17 protein-coding genes are annotated in these 18,001 nt (G+C 59.3%); all 17 read right to left on the reverse strand.

Going from position 1 to position 18,001, the window contains the following annotated elements; genetic code table 11:
* Positions 1 to 90 precede the first annotated feature (90 nt).
* A complete protein-coding gene (locus tag KGZ89_08905; GenBank protein MBS3974969.1) occupies positions 91 to 1,308 on the reverse strand; it encodes a hypothetical protein in 1,218 nt (405 codons plus the stop codon).
* A complete protein-coding gene (locus KGZ89_08910; protein MBS3974970.1) occupies positions 1,296 to 2,180 on the reverse strand; it encodes a hypothetical protein in 885 nt (294 codons plus the stop codon). Before KGZ89_08910 ends, KGZ89_08905 begins: the two co-directional genes overlap by 13 nt.
* Before the next feature lie 15 nt (positions 2,181 to 2,195).
* Positions 2,196 to 4,991, reverse strand: coding sequence for a molybdopterin-dependent oxidoreductase (locus tag KGZ89_08915; GenBank protein ID MBS3974971.1), 2,796 nt, complete (start codon positions 4,989 to 4,991; stop codon positions 2,196 to 2,198).
* Positions 4,992 to 5,039: 48 nt separating this feature from the next.
* Entirely contained in the window at positions 5,040 to 5,675 is a 636-nt protein-coding gene (locus tag KGZ89_08920; GenBank protein ID MBS3974972.1) for a twin-arginine translocation signal domain-containing protein, read from the reverse strand.
* A 316-nt stretch (positions 5,676 to 5,991) separates the two neighbouring features.
* Positions 5,992 to 7,527: an SMP-30/gluconolactonase/LRE family protein gene (locus KGZ89_08925; GenBank protein ID MBS3974973.1), complete on the reverse strand. Its 1,536-nt coding sequence runs from the start codon at positions 7,525 to 7,527 to the stop codon at positions 5,992 to 5,994.
* Positions 7,528 to 7,574: 47 nt separating this feature from the next.
* A complete protein-coding gene (locus KGZ89_08930) occupies positions 7,575 to 8,588 on the reverse strand; it encodes a tetratricopeptide repeat protein (protein ID MBS3974974.1) in 1,014 nt (337 codons plus the stop codon).
* A gap of 50 nt (positions 8,589 to 8,638) precedes the next feature.
* Positions 8,639 to 10,222 (reverse strand): cytochrome c3 family protein, encoded by a 1,584-nt coding sequence (locus KGZ89_08935; protein MBS3974975.1) that lies wholly within the window; start codon positions 10,220 to 10,222, stop codon positions 8,639 to 8,641.
* Between the two features lie 18 nt (positions 10,223 to 10,240).
* The gene (locus KGZ89_08940; GenBank protein MBS3974976.1) at positions 10,241 to 11,083 is read right to left on the reverse strand and encodes a hypothetical protein; all 843 of its coding nucleotides are present in this window, start codon (positions 11,081 to 11,083) and stop codon (positions 10,241 to 10,243) included.
* Between the two features lie 263 nt (positions 11,084 to 11,346).
* On the reverse strand, positions 11,347 to 12,492 hold the full coding sequence (locus tag KGZ89_08945) for an aminotransferase class V-fold PLP-dependent enzyme (GenBank protein MBS3974977.1): 1,146 nt from the start codon (positions 12,490 to 12,492) through the stop codon (positions 11,347 to 11,349).
* A gap of 7 nt (positions 12,493 to 12,499) precedes the next feature.
* Positions 12,500 to 12,982: a MogA/MoaB family molybdenum cofactor biosynthesis protein gene (locus tag KGZ89_08950; GenBank protein MBS3974978.1), complete on the reverse strand. Its 483-nt coding sequence runs from the start codon at positions 12,980 to 12,982 to the stop codon at positions 12,500 to 12,502.
* A 6-nt stretch (positions 12,983 to 12,988) separates the two neighbouring features.
* Positions 12,989 to 13,459 carry an MOSC domain-containing protein gene (locus tag KGZ89_08955; GenBank protein ID MBS3974979.1) on the reverse strand — a complete coding sequence of 157 codons (471 nt, stop codon included), beginning with the start codon at positions 13,457 to 13,459 and terminating at the stop codon, positions 12,989 to 12,991.
* Entirely contained in the window at positions 13,459 to 13,956 is a 498-nt protein-coding gene (moaC, locus tag KGZ89_08960) for a cyclic pyranopterin monophosphate synthase MoaC (protein ID MBS3974980.1), read from the reverse strand. The genes KGZ89_08955 and moaC overlap by 1 nt, the downstream gene beginning before the upstream one ends.
* A gap of 3 nt (positions 13,957 to 13,959) precedes the next feature.
* Complete coding sequence (moaA, locus tag KGZ89_08965; protein ID MBS3974981.1) at positions 13,960 to 14,991, reverse strand: GTP 3',8-cyclase MoaA; 1,032 nt, start codon at positions 14,989 to 14,991, stop codon at positions 13,960 to 13,962.
* Complete coding sequence (gene mobB, locus KGZ89_08970; GenBank protein ID MBS3974982.1) at positions 14,981 to 15,514, reverse strand: molybdopterin-guanine dinucleotide biosynthesis protein B; 534 nt, start codon at positions 15,512 to 15,514, stop codon at positions 14,981 to 14,983. The genes moaA and mobB overlap by 11 nt, the downstream gene beginning before the upstream one ends.
* Positions 15,505 to 15,720 carry a hypothetical protein gene (locus KGZ89_08975; GenBank protein MBS3974983.1) on the reverse strand — a complete coding sequence of 72 codons (216 nt, stop codon included), beginning with the start codon at positions 15,718 to 15,720 and terminating at the stop codon, positions 15,505 to 15,507. Before KGZ89_08975 ends, mobB begins: the two co-directional genes overlap by 10 nt.
* Positions 15,717 to 16,976 (reverse strand): molybdopterin molybdotransferase MoeA, encoded by a 1,260-nt coding sequence (locus tag KGZ89_08980; GenBank protein MBS3974984.1) that lies wholly within the window; start codon positions 16,974 to 16,976, stop codon positions 15,717 to 15,719. The genes KGZ89_08975 and KGZ89_08980 overlap by 4 nt, the downstream gene beginning before the upstream one ends.
* Positions 16,973 to 18,001: formate dehydrogenase accessory sulfurtransferase FdhD (gene fdhD, locus KGZ89_08985; protein ID MBS3974985.1), on the reverse strand; the 1,029-nt coding region annotated here is incomplete at its 5' end. The genes fdhD and KGZ89_08980, both read right to left, overlap by 4 nt.

The raw sequence follows: 18,001 nt of genomic DNA on the forward strand, positions 1-18,001 counted from the left end.
CACGGGAGCCTTGCCAAGGGGCCGGGTGAATACTCCCCGGCCCCTCGAAAAGAATCGAACTCTTTCTTGCCTTTTATATAAATCCTTTACTTACTTGTTATGGCACGACTGGCAAACACCTCGGTTATCAAGACGCAACAACGAGTTGCCGCCGCTGGGAGGAACACCGCCTGTGCCGCTGTTCGGCTGCGGATCCCGTGAGTCGGCCACGTTCGCAAAGCCGGTCATAACCGCCGAGGACCCATGGGCCACGTGACACGTAAGACAGCTCATCCAGTCCGTAGCCTCGTTAGTGGCGGCATTGGCAGGATCGTGCGACAGCGCCAACCCTGGAGCGTTGACATTTATCGGTCTCGGCCCAAGGTATCCGGCCAAATCGACATTTATAGGATGCCGATGTCTGACCGCATAACCAAAGCCATCATTTGAGTTATAGCCCCTCAGGGCATCAGCAATCAGCGTCTCTGCGCCTCCCTCGCCCGGGGTCAAGCTTGTGTCAAACACCGCTCCAACAGGTTGCGTGTACTGCACATGGCACGCGGCGCACCATCCACTGATCCCTCTATCGGGATCATTGGCGGGAGGCTTCGCGTGCAACGGGCGTGTGTAGCTAGGCTGGTAGTTCGCCATCTGTGAGGCGCCCGGCTCATGGAGGAGCCAGCCCATCGCAGGATATCCAGGCTCAGCCGAAACCACCCATGGCGTTGGCATGGGGTTCTCGGCACTAAATCCTGGAGCGGTATCATCGTAGCCACCTACAACACGACCGTTGACGACATCTTTAAGGAGCCGGTAGTTGGAGCTTCCGTGCACATCATGGCAGGAGGTACAGCTCATCACTATCTGGGGCTCTCCGTCGCTCAAGCCGCCGAGCAAATCGGCATCGGTCGAGCCTCCATAGGCGAACCAGGAAGCTCCCGTGTACATATGCGACGTCGGAAAGATCGCGGCGTCAAAACCTCCAGCGTTAAGGCGTCCACCCATAGTGTTTCCTGGGAGTGTGCCCTCGTAGATACCCTCCTCGACATTGGTGTCAGCTCCGAGCCCAACCGCATCGTGGCAGGTGTAGCAGAACTGATACACCTCGTTGGCGGTGGACATCAGTAACGCGCTGCCCTGTGTGCCGTCGGTTCTGGTCCATGTGATGCTGCTTGCGGCGGTATGCGCACGATGGCATCCGGCGCATGAGTCCGTGTCCATCGAATAGCCGCCGTGAGGGCCGAAATTGCCCATGGCAACGCCTGGGGTGAACGCAAACGAGAGCACCACTGCGAACACAACAAGAACAGCAATGTTTATCCTGCGCATTTATTGCTCACCCCTTCCTCCTTATCCGTGGCCTCTTCAGCCAATTTGATCCTGCGGGCAATCGCAGCAAACACTCCTCCGGCGATAAGCGTCGGAATGGCCGTTGCTTGTGCCACAGAGCTTGCCAGCACGCTTGACATCAGGGAACCAACCTGTCCCTGATCCAATGGGTTGGCTCTGGGTGCGGCTAAAACATACTTCTTGCTAGCCCACATAACGCTACCATTTCCCTGGAAGGACAGATAGCCGCCGGTGCGAATCCACTGGCGTATGTTCGCCCTCGTGTCCCAGAGCATGGCTTTCGCAGGACAGGTGTACACGCAGGTCGGCTCATGTGCGGTTTCCGGCGCGGGTGGAGAGCTCAGGTGGGTGTGATTGTTATTCGCCGGCAGAGGATTCCCGTAGGTGGAAATCAGCTGCGCCGAAGAGCCCGCCCTGCCGTGACAAAGCGTGCACTTCCAAGCCTTTGGGGCTCCCGGGAACAGATCACTACCGATGCCCACTCTTGGATAGCCGCCATGCGGACAGTCAACCACGCACTGACGAGTGCATCGTACACCCGCAGCATTCGTCGCCCCAGGCCTGCACTTCACCGGATCGATTGAGACCGCTCCGTTAGGTTGCTTGACCAGCGCGACAAAGGGGCACCTCTTCACGCAGGGAGGATCGGGGCAGTGCCAGCAACTGAACCTTATGAAGGGCCCCATATCGAGCCGTCTTTGGGAATTGATGACTATCCTTTGATCGGGAGCCACCCTATGCACTCCGGGGTTCAGCGCCATCATCTTCCATGTACGTTTACACCCGACAGTGCAGCCGTTGCAACGCATACACTTATCGACATCTTGGAACACAGACATTACATTAGCCACCGCTCATCACCTCCTTTAGGCTCTCTCAATCCTGCAAAGACAAGCTTTGTACTCAGGAATGATAGTGTTTGCGTCAAACGCGTCGATACACAGGTCGTTCGCTCTGGAGCCCACGGACAGGCCCTTGTTGCCCCAGTGGAACGGAATCGCAACGACCCCTTGTCCAACCCTCTGGTTGTTCTGAAGGCCGACGCCCACTTTCGCGCGAAATCCTCGCGCAAAGGTACTACCGGGGGTTGCAGCTGCCTGGTCCGTTGTCGAGTTGCTCCTCGGGGTGATGATGTTGACCCAGTCTCCCTCCTTGATGCCATACTTGGCAGCATCCAGAGAGTTGATCTCGACCCAAGGATCCGGCTCAAGCTCAACATTGAACGAGTTGTTACGGGTCATCGGGCCGCCTTGGAAGTGCTCGACTGAACGCATCGTAGTCAGGACCAACGGATAATCGGCTGGATCGACTCCTCCTCTACCCGCAAGGGGGGTGTCCGCGCGCACAAGATCCCACTGCGCAGTACTGCGCGTATTGCGACCCCATGCTGCCAGCAGATCCGGCCGAGGAGACTCGTAGGGTTCTGTATGACCCGGGAATCTTCCAGACAGAGCCACTCCGCCCTGGAAATGAGGGCTTGCCGTGTCTGTATAAGGCTGACCTGCGATCGCAAGATCAGGTCTGTCCGACAGGCGATGATAGTACCTAAACCAACGGGAGTAGTTGAGGTCCCTGCCAGAGCGCGGCGTCGCGGTGACAAAGATTCGCTGTACCGAATCGGGCCCCATGAACCAGTCAATGACGTCCCCTGGCACCTCACCGTTGTTGTAAAGAACCCGTCTGTTTACCAGCCATGCGTAACCCCAGGCAGGAAAGGCGAGTGTTCCATTGGGATCGACCAGCGAGCGGCTCTTCGCGCGGTTATCAACCGGCCAGTTGCCCTGACCAACATGACGATTGGTCGTGCGATCTGTGTGGTACGCGCCGGTATACAACCATGCGGTACCTACAGCCGGCGTGCACATCTCCCGGAAGATTTGCTCGGTGATCCACTCGGAACCGTAGACAAGACCGGTGCTCGGCGAGGTGTCCGCGCCTCTCCATATCTCGGCGGTGCCGCTTACGGCTTCGAAATCGACACCTGCGCCCGGAGTCCATCCGTAGCGGTCACCATAGAGTGTCTGAAACGCACTGGTAAATGATCTGCCCTGAGCGGTCCACACATCTGTGATGTGAGAGAAGGCACCCGCTCCTTCGAAAGCGTGCGCGAGGCGGATCAACAGCTCCATGTCAGATCTGCTGTTGCCCTTAGGTTTCGTAGCCCTCTCGCGCCACTGAAGTATCCGGCCCGAGTTCGCCGAGCTGCCCGCCTCTTCCGTGTAGGCGCAGGCGGGAATCAGGTATGTGACCCCGTCGGGCTTACGCGGTGTCGCGGCAGTCTCGTTTTCAAGCAGGTCTACGACGACCAGGGTATCAAGCTGGTAGAAGCCATCACGGATGTTTTTGAGATTAGCCTCGGTGACCGCCAGATTCATGCCCCAAACCATCATCGCCGTGATCTGACTGGCAGCGGCTTTCTGGAACATCACTATGTGATTGTCACCGTTTGTCTTTGGCCACAGGTCGTAAAGCGCGTTGGTCAACGTCCGATTGGCAATCGGCGTCGTCATCCAAGCTCTGTCGCCGAAGAAGTTGTACGTCATGTTAAGAAATCCGCGCTGCTGAAGGCTGAGTGCGGCAGTGTTGTAAGCGTCATCATACGAACCGTTCATGTTGGTTCTGACGCCTGTGCCATTTACCGGTACACCCCAAAGACCTCCGTCCATGTACTTGCCGAACGCATTGGGATCCGCGGTAGACATAACTGTGGGATTTCCGGAGTAAAACGGAATCAGGTTGAACAGATTACCGTTATCTGTGGAGCCCTGGACATTATGGATGCCACGAAGGGCGTTGATGCCGCCGCCTGCCCGCCCCATGTTGCCCATCAAGGACTGCAGGACGGAAAACGCCCTTACGTTCTGCGCACCCTTGGTGTGCTGGGTCAGGCCCATCGCGTAAAGCATCGTCGTTGCCTTGTATCCGGAAACCCTAGGATCCTGTGAGCCCGGTCCAAACCCACCCGGAGAGGAGTGTCGACTGTTTTCGATGTACGCATCGATAACATACGCGATGTCATCTGTAGTACATCCACAGATATCCGCAACTACTTCGGGAGTGTAGGGCGACAGATGGGCTTTCAGCCGGTTGTAAACCGTATTGGGATCGGCAAGCACGTTGCTCGCCCGCCTCGGAAAGTTGGAGATCACCGTGTTAGCGGGCTCGGTGCCTGTCACAGGAAGGCCGGTCGCGGCAACGATCGGTTCCCGATCATAATCGGTTCCATCGGCGCGCAATATGAAGCGCGCGTCAGTGTGACGGGAACATCCCGGAACCGCCGAAGGCGTGCTGGCCGAGGTGGCATCGCCATCTGTGAAGAACATCCCTGCGCCGGCAGGCCCCCAATTGGCAGGCGCCGACCAGTTCAGGTATTCGAAGAACTTGACCCTAACCGGATCGGTTGCCGGCCGAGCCTCTAGTTTGAGGATAACCCCAAGCGACACCGCATTGACAAAGGCGATATCCGTGCCTGGTCGTATCCTTATGAACCTATCTGCCTGAGTCGCTGTCCTTGTCTTTCGAGGATCAATGACCACAAGCTTGCCGCCCCTGGATCGAGCCCTCTCGATATGGGCCATGGACATGGGGTGGTTTTCAGCGGGATTCCCGCCCATTACAACGATAAGCGACGCATTGCCGATGTCGTTCCAAGTGTTCGACATCGCACCTCGTCCGTATGCGGCGGCCAGACCGGCCACCGTGGAGGAGTGTCAAAGTCGCGCTTGGTGCTCGACGTTCGAAGTTCCGAATTGAGCGATCAAACGTCGATACGAATAGTTCTGCTCGTTGTTCAGGTGGGAGGAGCCGAAAAACGCCACGCTCTTGCTGTTATGGCCGTTTGCGGGGTTTACCGGTCCTCTGGCCGTGACCATTCTCTGGGCAATCTCGTTGAGCGCCTGATCCAGAGGTATCTTGTCCCAGTCTGCATTACCGGTGCGCTTGTAAGCGATTCCGTTGGCATAAGCAGGCGCCGAGTCGTATGCGAACTTGGGGTTCTCGGGGTGCGGACCCGGGAACGCCCCGAGCCTTCTAGGGTTAGTAACCAGCTGATAGGATCCCGCGCCCTTGGAGCACAGGCCGCCAGCATTCATTGGTGACTTGAAGTCGCCATAAACGTCAAGAACGTTACCTGCCGAGTCAACATCCACCAGCTGTCCGCAACTCGCGGAACAGTAAGGGCATGTGGTGTGGTAGGTTTCGGCCACAGCAGCGGCGGTCGCAGCTGACGGATTGACCGCTATTTCCGCTCCTGCGGCGGCAGCAGCCGCAGCAAAGGCACCTGTTTTCAGAAAATCTCGACGGCTAATTCCCTTTTCGGGAACTTTTCCTTCACCATTAGTACTCATGCGGTCATCCCTCCCTCGTTTTGTTACTTGTCATCTTAATACCTACCCTTCTCGCTGAAATATTGTCTAAACCGAAGAAAGTAATTGGTGTAGGGCTTACGTCACCTCCAATCGCTCTGGGGAGGCGATCCGAATGCCAAAGACCGGCCACGGCTTCAGCGCTTCGCTGATGGCGTGACCGGTCTTCATATTCTTCATCTCTCCCTTACCCAAGGAAACACTGCTTAAGCGATGCCGCAAAAATTCCGAGCTACCGGGCCCGGTGTTACAAGCAAAAGGATGCTTGTAACGATGGTTACAATCTCACCTAAATACCTTACTCTCCTCTGCTGCCCTTGTCAACACCTTTCAGGAAGCGCCTCGAGTACTCCTCGGCGTCAAACACTTCGATCCCGAGCCTCCTGCCCCAAGCCGTCAACCGCGCGTCTTCGGTGCAGAGCCTCTTTGTACGCTTGGCCAGTGCTAACAGGGCCGCGTCGTCATAGGATATACCTTGCGTCTTGACGAGATGAGCGGCATCAGAGTCTGAGTAAGCGGCTCTCTTTACCAGGCGAGCGATATCCACTCCACCGATAACCCTGCCGATAAGCGCCGTATGAAGTTGGGCTGTTATGATCCACCGTATGCGACCGCGCCGCATGACTTCGATTTTGCCCGCCGAAGCAAGCGCCTCGATAAAGTCGACATTCACAACAAACCTGCGGCGGCGCAAGAGCAATAGGAGCGGCAGCAGCAGAAGTGGCAGCAGCCACCAGGCTCTGCTCCAATCTACTCCCGGGGGCGCCGGAATCACTATATCGGCTTGCGCCCACTCCCACACCTGAACCTGGTGATTCTCCCTGTCGGTAACGTAGATTCTCCCCGTCGCATCCAGGTCGATGGCATTCGGGAAAGCGAACTGGCCAGGACCGATTCCGCGCCCGCCAAAACTTGTGATCTTTTCACCTTGAAGCGTGTATATGTCTACTGAATGCGCCAGTGCGTCCACGACGTACAGGTGACCCTCTTCGTCGATGGCAAGACCCCTTGGTATTCCAGCCGTCTGAATGATGCGCTCAAAGTTGCCTTGGGCATCAAAGACCTGGACTCGCCTGTTGTTGCTGTCGCTCACAAACAAAGTGCCGTCATCGCTGACCGCAATATGATTCGGGAAGAAAAAGCTCCCTGGCAAATCCGTCATTCGCTCGGCGGTTCCGGTTCTTCCAAATCGGCGGACCTCTGCCCCTTGTGCGTCGAAAACGAGCACCCTGTGCATGTCGGTTATGCCGACATCAGTTGCGTATAAGTTGCCTTGCTCGTCAAATGTGGTGCCCAGCGGACTCCAGAGCTGATCTTCCTCTCCATTCAATGATATTTCGCGAAGATATTGGCCTTCGGCTGTGAACACATAGATCGAGCGCAGCCGCCTGTCGGAAACGTATATGTTGCCGTCCGGCCCCGCCGAGATGTGCTGAGGATTCCCCAGGCTTGTGTTGTCTCCATCCGCTATCGCGGAAAACGAGAACCTGTAATTTCCGTTCAGCGAGTAGACCCTGATCACTCGAGCTTCAGTGTCCGTGACATAAACGCTGTTGCCAAGAACCGCCACACCAACCGGTCGCGTCAGGGCATCGGGTCCTGCGGGTCCTGCAATCGAAAATACGTATTCCGGGGGAGCCACCTGTTCCTCGGCGGTTATGCCTATTCGTGGTATCGGCAGCCGCCTGTGAACTAGGTAGTAATAGGTCGCGAAAAGAACGATTGCTATCAGAATCAAAAGCATTGCAAGTAGCGCTATCTTGCGGGTCAGCGAAGGCTCGCCTCCCGGTTCAGGCCAATCCCTTCGATTCGCCTCCGTCGTGGAATCGCTCACAGATGCTCTCCTTTATAGAATCGGTGTTCCTGCAACCTCTTGTTTTTCTACGGAGCCGGCGCTCCGAGCCGTTCAACAGCTGCGGCGGCATCGGTATCCCTGGGCGCCAGATCCAATACACGCTGCCAAGCAGCTAAAGCGGCCGGTTTGTCACCCGCTGTCTCGTAGAGCGACGCGACAGCCCTGGCCGCGTCGACGCTTTCCGGGTCGACAGCCGCGGCGATCCGCGCCTCAACCAGAGCGGCGCTGGCATCGGTCGACGCCAAGGCCGACGACCGCTCAAGCCGCTCCTCCGCGCTCCCGAATTGCGCGAGAGCCTCGGCAGGCTCGGTGCGCTCCGGCGGAGCGTTTTCCACCGCTACCCTAAAGCGCTCGGCGGCACCGGCCTCGTCTCCCTGCTCGAGAAGTATCTTTCCGTACTCGTAATTCGCGTCCGGCCTCATGGGATCGAAGCGCAACGCATACTCAATATTCTCGCGGTACTTGACTAAGGAGTCCGTCTCGCGATACGCAATGCCGAGAAGAAAATACGTGTCGGCGACATCTCGGCGGATCCTAAGAGCCTCCCGTAAGTAGGAGATCGCTTCCTCGTACTCCCGCACCTCCATCAAAGTGGCGCCCAGGTGCCGATACGCTTTCTCGAGGCGCTGGTCGACAACGTCGAAGCGACCGTCGGTGAGCACTTCGATGACCTTTCGCCAGTACCCTTCGGCCGTGCGCCATTCGCCCTGCTCCATTGCGATGGTAGCCATCCCGGAAAGCGCGTGGGGGTTTTCTTCCTCCGCCGAGAGGACCTCCTGATACTGCCCGGCGGCGTCGCGGAACCTTCCTGAGGCCATGAACGCGTCCGCGAGACGCAATCGCGCATTCACGTTTTCGGGATTCTCGCGGACAATCCGCTCCAGATTCGCTATAGCCCTGGCCGCGGGCGTGGCGGCCCGATCCTGAAGAGCCGTGGATATCATCACGTAGGCAAGAGCGATCAGGGACAGAACCAGCACCCCGGCTGTTGCCCTGATCGCCCAGTTAATCCAATGACCTCCATGTTTACGCTGAACCACTACCGTGCTTCTCCTTTCGGCCAATACCAGATCGTTTGAGCATTTTGGCTTCACAACCTCAAATCGTCGTGACACCGCCTGCAAAGCTCGGATCCCGGATATGGCGCAATCAAAATATTGTCTATGCCCAGATTGCCGTGACACTCGTAACACAGCCGCAAGTCATGGGCTTGTGCTGGTGCCGCCGGGCTTGGACCTGGGCGCGTTTCGAACCCAACGTGGCAGTCGTCGCAAACGTAAGGCCGCCCGACCCTCTCGGCAACATTGAAATGCACGGCGTGCTCGGCGAGGCGCGGGTTGCGAATATCTGTCGCCGGCTCAGTCTTCATCTCCTCGTGGCACTGAACGCAGTTGGCGGGCAACAGCTCGACATCAGCGACAGCGGCGTGGTGACACTCCTGGCAGGAGGAGCGATCTGCGTGGCATACGTTGCAATCATCTACAAGCTGAGCGCCGTTCGCGGCGTGCAGCGAAAGCCACCCCTGCGGATGGGGCATCGAGGTCAAGTGGCACTCGGTGCACGAGCGACTAGTGTGACACACCGAACACGCTCCACGCTGGCCGAGAAACTCATCGCCGTGTTCTGGAATCCACTCCCTGGCTAAGTGCGCTTCAGGTACCACCGGCTCGCTCAAGGTACCGTCGGCCATCTCGAAGCCGCCGACATGGCATTCGGCGCAAAAAGCCGAAGTGTGACACATCGTACACGACTTCATTTGCTCCGTGGCTTGTTGAGTGTGCTCTCCCGTCACGAACTCCAGCGTGTGATCCTTTGGCACGAGATCGAATGCGGGAGGATGACAAGCGCCGCATTGCACGGTGGCCACTTCGCCTTGCGCGCTGTGCACAAGGCTATGGCACCGGTAACACGAAAGCATGTCGGGAACCACGGTAGCATCCGCCTGATGCGGAAAAACCTCATGGCATGCCGCGCAATCGAAATCACGTTGCAAGTGGGGATCGTGCGGGAAGATCAATCTCTCGTCACGGGTCTCGGCTATGGTCGTATGGCAATATGCGCACTGACCGATCGATACCGGCTGGGCAGTGTCCACATATACTGGGGGCTGCTGAGGCTCTATCGGAATATAGCGCAGGTATATCCTGGGCATCGGACCAACATCGGGCGCCTGCTCCAAGTGGCAAGTATCGCAATCCGCGACCGCTTCATGGCATATCATGCAATCGTTGACACCCGTCTGCTGTGCGACTCTGGCGTGTGGCTCTTCTTCCCAGGCGGCGACGTGGCTTCTCGGCCGAAAAGTATGTTCGGCGGTATGGCAGGTCTCGCAATCCCCTGAGGCCAACACCTCCTGCGGGCCATGGAACATCCCGTGGCAACTGAAGCAGGTGCGCATCACTGGACGGTATGTCAGGTCCGCCTCGTGCGCTGGGCGCAGATGGCAAGCCTCGCACGCCGAGGGCGGATGCTCCACGTGAGAAAAGGTGAGTCCCTTGACATCAGTACGGTCGATCTCCAGATGACAGGGCGCGCAATCTGCGACACTCGAGGGTAGCCTGGAGATGTTCACGACCGAACTGTCGAGAGTGTCGCCTGTAGCGGGCAGCCCCAAGAGCGCCACGGCAAAAATTCCCGCGGCCAGCAAGCTGATCGCCAAGCTGCGCACTCTCACCCGAAGACCTCCTGGCTTTTACCGGCCGAACAATCCGCCGATAGTCTCACGCATCCATTGCATCATTCTGGAGAGAAATATCTGCTCGGATATCTCCTCGCGGCCATGGATAAACCTCGCGTAATCGACGTATGCCTCATTGGCGTCCGGGTGGCAAGTCGCGCATGTCTCCACGAGCCGCCTCTCGTTGACCATCGAGTTCCTGTCTTCGGCGGGTAGGATTTCATGGAAACCGTGACAGTCCCAGCATGCGGGAGCGTCGGTAGCTCCCCTCTTGTACGCGGCTCCGTGATAGTAGTCATTGTAAGAGTCCCAATAATCCTGATGACAGCGTCCGCAAATCTCCCAGCCCCTGGCGTGCAGTGCGGCGCGACCCTGAGGGTCATCGGTAAGAAACTCGATCTCGTGGCTGCCATGGCAATCACCACACAACGGACGAGGCTCAGCCTCTTCGGCGGGCGCGGCGGTCGGCGTTACCTCAAGGCGATGGGCCCCCCTTCCGACCGCGATTGCTTGCTCCCGATGACAGTTCCCGCATGCAGACTTCGCTACGCTACTCCAGTCGGTGCCAAGCTGCTCATGCGGGGCGCTGAACGCGAAATCCAGATGACACCCGGTACATTGAATAAGTCCATGCGCCGACTGGGAGAACCTGTCCGGATCGACAAAGTAACTGATGACGCGGCCATCCCTTACACGGGTGAGGTCTTCATCTTCATGGCAGACCATGCACCCGGCCTTTGCCGCCGTGGGTAGTGTGAAGTCGACATCGTAGCCCTCGATTGTTACCGTGGGCACGGCTGAGGCCACAGGCTGCGCCTGCTGATTTGCCGCAGCGATAGCCGTCGAGGCAGCAACCATTTGTGCCCCAGAAAGAACAACAGCAACCAAAACGGCGCGCACGAACATAACAGAGCGTGGTCGTGATCTCCGTTTAATGCCGCCATAAACCCTTAACCCTTGACCCCTTGCATTCATCTACGTCGTCCTTAATCACTGTGGACGGTAAACGCTCTCGGCCAAAAACTCTGGCCTGCAGTGATACACACATACACTTGCGCCGGTTCCCTGTAGCATAGGCAAGTCAATGGCATGCCGTCAATACGCCAGATCAGAACCGAAGATCATCGCAGCGCTGTCTCGAAGCTTTTCACCAGATAATCAACGTCCTCGGCTCCGATACCCACGCCGATGGAAAAACGCAAGGCTCCGGTCTCAAAGGTGCCGATGGTGCGATGGGCCCATGGGCTGCAATGTAGCCCCGGGCGACAAGCGATATCCGCCTTGCGATCGAGCCTAAACGCGATCCGCTCGGCGTCAATGGCCTCGTGGATCACGCTGACCACCGGTACTCTCTCGACGCCTGGAGCAGGTCCCAGCACTCGCACTCCAGGTATCGCGCCGAGCGCCTCGATAAGCCTAAAGGTCAACTCAAGCTCCACCTTTCGCAATGCCTGGCCCTCGGCAAGCAGAAAGCGTGCTCCCGCCCCCAGGCCAAGAATCCCCGGCGTGTTCAGCGTGCCAGCCTCATATCGATCGGGACGCTGAGCGGGCATAGCTTCGTCTTCCGAGGAAAGCCCTCCCGTACCGCCCTCGACCAGGGGATCCGGATCGGTTGCCGGCCCAAGGTACATGAGCCCTATTCCCTGCGGACCCAAAAGCCCCTTGTGGCCGGAGAGCAAATAGGCGTCCGCGCGAAGCGCCGTCAGATCCACGTGAAGGTGTCCTCCCGCCTGAGAGCCATCGACGATCATCAGCGCACCATGCTCATGGGCGATGTCGGTAAGGTCTCCCACAGACTGAATGACACCTGTGACGTTTGAGGCATGCTGGCAAACCACCGCGCGCGTCGGCGCCGCGGCCACGGCCTTTTCCACATCATCCGGATCCACAAATCCAGTGGAGTCAGCTTGAACAACCTCGACCTCTACTCCAAATTTAGCCAAAGAGGCCAGTGGGCGAACGACCGCGTTGTGCTCCATCGAGCCGACGACCACTCGATCACCTGGCTTTAGCAGGCCTTTCATAACAAGGTTGCAGCCATAGGTGCACGATGGGACGAAGATCAGGTTTTCCGCCGAGGCGACCCCCAGAAGCTCTGCGCAAGAGCGCCTAGCCTCGAACACCGCCCGCGAAGTACGCAAAGAGAGCGCGTGGGCTCCCCTGTTTGGGTTACCGCCGAGTTCACGCATGGCGAAATTGACGGCCTCGATTACTGCTTCGGGCTTGGGCCAGGAGGATGCGGCGTGATCGAAGTAGCGCAACTCCATCTTCCCCCTAGTGTCCCTCGCCTGCGATCATTTCCAGCGCGTGTTCGAGTTGATCGGCGATAAAACCAAAAGACTCGACAGCGCCTTTCTGGCTGCCCGGCAAATTGATTACCAGCGTAGACCCGCGCAATGCCGCCACCCCGCGGGATAGCATAGCCCTGCGGGTGATCTCCATCGACTGGCGCCGTATGGTCTCGGCGATTCCAGGAACCTGCCGGTCGCAGATGTCCAAGGTCGCCTCCGGAGTGAGATCGCGCGCGGAAAGCCCCGTACCACCCGTAGTCAATACGACATCGGCGTGGTCGGAATCGGCCATCTCGGCGATCGCCTCGGCGATTACACCCCGATCGTCCGGAACGATCCTGTAAGCCACGACCTGAAGGCCCAGCCGTTCGGCTTCGGCCGCGAGCGCCGGTCCGGCCGTATCGGCCAAGCTCCCGGCAGAGCGGGAGTCCGAGCACGTCAATATCGCTACCCGTATCGGCCTCATCGTCATCTACCCGATTTCCTTCGCGATTTCCTCCGCGGGCGAGATCACGCGTATGCTGTCGCCGACCCTGATCTCTCCCCCCACCTTTACGGCCGCAAAAACCCCCTCCTTTGGCATCACGCAATCACCTGCCTGATAGTAGATGGCGCATCGATCGTGACACTCCTTGCCTATCTGGGTGATCTCTACTCGCGCGGTCTGGCCTATGCCGAGCTCCGTGCCGACAGGCAGGCTCATCAGATCCAGGCCGACGGTGGTGATGTTCTCGGCGAAGTCACCCGGGCCGACATCGAGTCCCAGGGCCGACATCTTGTCGATGGACTCCTGCGCAAGCAGCGATATCTGCCGATGCCAATCGGCGGCATGCGCGTCCTTCGCAAGACCTAGCCCCACGATCAGCTCACCGGTCACTCCAGGCATCTTGCGTATTCCCTTGCGATCGGAGATGTTGATTGAGGTGACCACCCCAGATAGCATCAGAGATCCTCCTCACGATTCCATGGGCCCGAGACGCCGCCCTCCTTGGACAACAACATCACGTCGGAGAGCACCATGCCTTTCTCTATCGACTTGCACATATCGTATAGCGTCAATCCGGCAACAGCCGCCGCGGTAAGCGCTTCCATCTCCACGCCGGTTTTTGCGTCGGTAGCCGCCTGAGCCCGAATGGAAATTCCGGTGCGAGACCCCGTAACCGGCTCGAGCGTCACCGAAGCGTGGGTCAGTGAGAGCGGGTGACACATCGGTATCAGTTCGCTCGCTTTCTTGGCAGCCATAATGCCGGCTATCCGAGCGGCGGCAAGAACATCGCCTTTGGGGATGTTCCCGCTTATCACAGCCTCAAGCGTGGCGGGACTCATTTCGAGAAAAGCGCCCGCGACAGCCACCCTGCGCGTCACCGTCTTGGCGGCGACATCCACCATTCTAGCCGCGCCGGTATCATCGATGTGTGTAAGCCCCGAGTCACCAAACATCTTCTATCCTCCAATTTGCGACATACGCCGAGCGGTGCCGATGCGGCTGCCATGACTTTCGGGTTTGAAGCTCAACGCGGAGCGCACAAGATCGCGAACGTCCTCGTCTGTTCCGCCACGAAGGGCAAACCGCACGTCAATCTCATCATCGGAGAACAGGCAGCCGCGCAACTTGCCGTCAGCGGTCAGACGCAAGCGGTTGCACTCCCCGCAAAAATGATGCGACAGCGGGCTTATCACCCCGATGGTACCCTCACTTTCCGGCAAGCGATAGTAGCGCGCGGGGCCCCAGCCGCCGGGCGCGGCGTCCCGGGCGACCGGCTCAAGCGCGCCGTACCCGGCCTTTTCGGCGGTATCGGTGAGCGTGGCCAGGATCTCCTCGGCGCTGACATGATCCGCCCGGGTCCAGTGAAACCCGCACTCGTCCGCGGTGCCGGGCTCGCCCTCCTCCGCGTCATCTCCAATGGGCATGTATTCGATGAAGCGCACGTGCAAGGCGCGCTCTATCGTCATTCGCGCAAAGCCGAGAAGGTCTTGCTCCAGCGAGCGAACCACAACGGCGTTGAGCTTGACCGGCGAAAAGCCGGCGTCAAACGCGGCGTCGATTCCAGCGAGCGCGACGGCCACTTCGCCACCGCGAGTCATGCGCTTGTAGGTTTCTGGGTCAAGCGAGTCTATCGAGATGTTGACTCTCGAAAGCCCGGCCTTGCGAAGATCCGACGCGAATTTTGGCAGCAATATGCCGTTGGTGGTAAGGGCGATGGACTCGAGCCCGGTGATCTCGCGCAACCGTCGTACATGGTCGACCACGCCTGTCCTCACCAGTGGCTCGCCACCTGTGAGCCGTATCTTGTTTATGCCTTCGGCAACCGCTATCGCGGCGAAACGCTCGATCTCCTCGAACGAAAGAATCTCCTCGCGGGCCTTGAAAGACACTCCCTGCGGCGGCATGCAGTAAACACACCGCAGGTTACAGCGGTCGGTAAGGGATATCCGCAGATAATCTATGATGCGGCCGCTCGAATCAATCCCCATGGCGCACCCTTCGGGATGTGGAGGCGAGAAAGTGCGTCTCCACAAGATCGGCCAGACCGCCGGCGTCGTCGAGCCCGAAGCGAGGGCACTCGCCGCTGTCCAAATCAGGATTATCCGTCACGAGCGCGAAACGCTCCTCCGGCTGCAAAACAGCTTCCGTGCTGCGGGCGCGGCGCGAAACCTCGATTCGAACCGGTCCTGAGCGAAGATAGCCTTCGGTGATTAGGATGTCGACATCTCCGGCTGCCTCGATAAGCTCGGCAAGTGAACGCTCCCTCTCGACACGACTGATTACCGCGAACTGCGATGGCGAGGAGACCATGGTGACAGCGGCGCCGGCGCGGGCGTGACGCCACGAGTCCTTACCCGGAACGTCGATATCGACTTCGTGTTTATGGTGCTTGACCGTCGCCACCCTGTAGCCACGACAAACCAGCTCGCGAACAAGGCGCTCTAACACGCTCGTCTTGCCCGAATCACTCTTGCCGACGATCGAGATGACCGGAACGCGGGTCAGAAGCATCCGAGATCGCAGCTTTTCACGCGAACGCCGGCGGCATCAGCCGCGGCTCCGGCGACTTTGTAGGGCACACCCGTGTCCTCGGCGAACTTGCGCAACACAGGGCAGGTGATCCGGCCTTCACGCGCCTTTGTCCTGACGGCCTCGATCATCTCGGGCGTCACCTGTCCGGTGATACGCGGGTCAACATCCTTTTGCGAACCGCTCATAGTGCAACTCCTTCCTCAACATCCAGCCGCAAACACTCGACCTGAGTGCCCGCGGGAAACGAACTTTCGCCTTGCTCAAGCACGATAAAACAGTTACCCCGGTGCGCGGCGGTAAGTAACGCCGAGGACTGGCTCCCTGAAAGCTCTACCGAAAGGCCGGCCCCGTCTTGCGCGGCGGCAAGCCGTCCACGCAAGTAATAACGTCTGCCGGGCTTTTTGCGCACATCGTGCAGCAGGGTAGCGGTGACCTTTGGCCGATCCAGCTCGGCAAGCCCCTGCATTTTGCGAAGCGCGGGGCGCACGAATATCTCGAATCCGACAAAGGAACTCGTAGGATTTCCAGGAAGGCCGAAAACAGGCACGCCATTTACGCTCCCCATCGTCTGAGGCGCACCAGGACGCATTGCGACCTGGTGAAACTCCAGGCGGCCTATCTTCTCAAGGGCAGGCTTTATGAAGTCAAACTCCCCGACACTCACCCCGCCGGAAGTGATGATGTAGTCAGCCTCGGCGGCGGCTTGCGCGAATGCGGCGCTAGTGGCCGAAAGGTCGTCAGGAACGATACCGTAGCGCAACGCGATTCCACCGGCGGCCTGAACTTGCGCCGCAAGTGAGTAGCTGTTGGAGTTGCGAATCTTGCCGGGGCCGGGCTTCTGGTCGATCTCGACAAGCTCATCTCCTGTCGAGAGAACCGCCACACGCGGGGCGCGGATGACCGCGATTGACGCGTGCCCTGTCGCGGCGAGCAGCCCAACGGTGGCCGGGCCTATGCGCTCACCGGCGGCGGCAACGACATCTCCGCAGGAGACCTCCTCGCCGCGGCGGCGTATGTGCTCGCCGGCTTCAGGAGCATGCGAGAACGCGACTTTCGAATGAACCCCGCCGTCGCCTGAGAGCTTCTCGGTAAGCTCGACCATCACAACCGCGTCAGCGCCTGAAGGAACGGGGGCTCCTGTCATGATCCGCGCGGCTTGCCCTGGCCCGACCCGACCGTCCCACCAGGTGCCGGCGGGAATGTCAGCGATGACATCGAGTGCCATGGGCTGTTCGGATGAGGCAAGCGCAAGATCGGCAGCGCGCACCGCAAACCCGTCCATCGCCGAGTTGTCAAAGGGCGCGACATCGATATCGCTCAAAGCGTCTTCGGCAAGCACTCGGCCCAGCGACTCGGAGAGCGAAATCCGCTCGCTGTCGAGAACCCGCACCATCGAGAGCACGTGCTGCCGTGCCTGCTCAACGCTTATCGGACCCGTCACGGCTTCACCCCTTCTCCTTCGCCGAGCGCACGGCCGCGCTCGCTTTCGGTCTGCGCGTTTTTCTCGGCGGATATGCGATGCGGATGCGTGTAGACCACAAGTTTACCGCCACGGGCGTACCCGACAAGCGTAATGCCGAGCTCTATGGCGATTTCGGCGGCAAGGTCGGTCACCGCGGTTCGCGACACGACGATCGGCACCCGCGATTTTGCCGCCTTGACCGCCATCTCATACGAGATGCGGCCCGTGGTGAGCAACACGGCGTCTGCGACCTCAACCCGATCGAGCCACGCACGGCCCAACAGCTTGTCAAGCGCGTTATGCCGGCCGACGTCCTCGCGCACGTACCGCACACGACCGCCGACGCCAAGCGCGCACGCATGCATCCCGCCGGTGTCGCGGTACGCCGCGGCCTCGTGCGCCATCCGGCCCATCAGCTCGTAAAGTTCCTCGCTCGACACGCAAGCGGCCGAGTCGATCTTCGCCAGGTTTCGCGCGTGACCCACGCTCGAAAAGGTCACGCCCTTGCCGCACCCGCTCGTGACATATCGCGTCTTGTACACCATGTCATCAGGGACTTCCTCGGCGGTGGACAGGTAGACAAGCCCACGCTTGGCGTCGACATCGATGCCCGCAAGCGCATCCCGGTCCTGAATGAGTCCTTCGGCGAGGAGAAACCCTGCCGCCATCTCTTCAAGGTCTTTCGGAGTGGCCTGCACCGTGGCTACCTCGACGTCGTTCATGTAGATCGTGACGGGGCGCTCCGAAGGCATGCCGCGGGCACGGCGCGTACCCACCTCCACAACACGCACGCAGGCACGTTCAGGCGCATCTCCAACCGACGGCCCGAATGACGCACCGGAGCGTGCCTCGGCGAGATCGTAGGCGGTGTTTATGTTTTGCAAGCTCGACAGTTGCGGATCGATTCCGCGCAACTCCTCGACATCCACCTCGGCGACACGAAGACCGGGGAGTATCGCCACAAGCCGACGGCGGCCGCTGGCTAGCGCGGCACGAGCGGCGGG

The sequence above is a fragment of the Actinomycetota bacterium genome, assembly GCA_018334075.1.
In the GTDB taxonomy this organism is placed as follows: Bacteria; Actinomycetota; Coriobacteriia; order Anaerosomatales; family UBA912; genus JAGXSC01.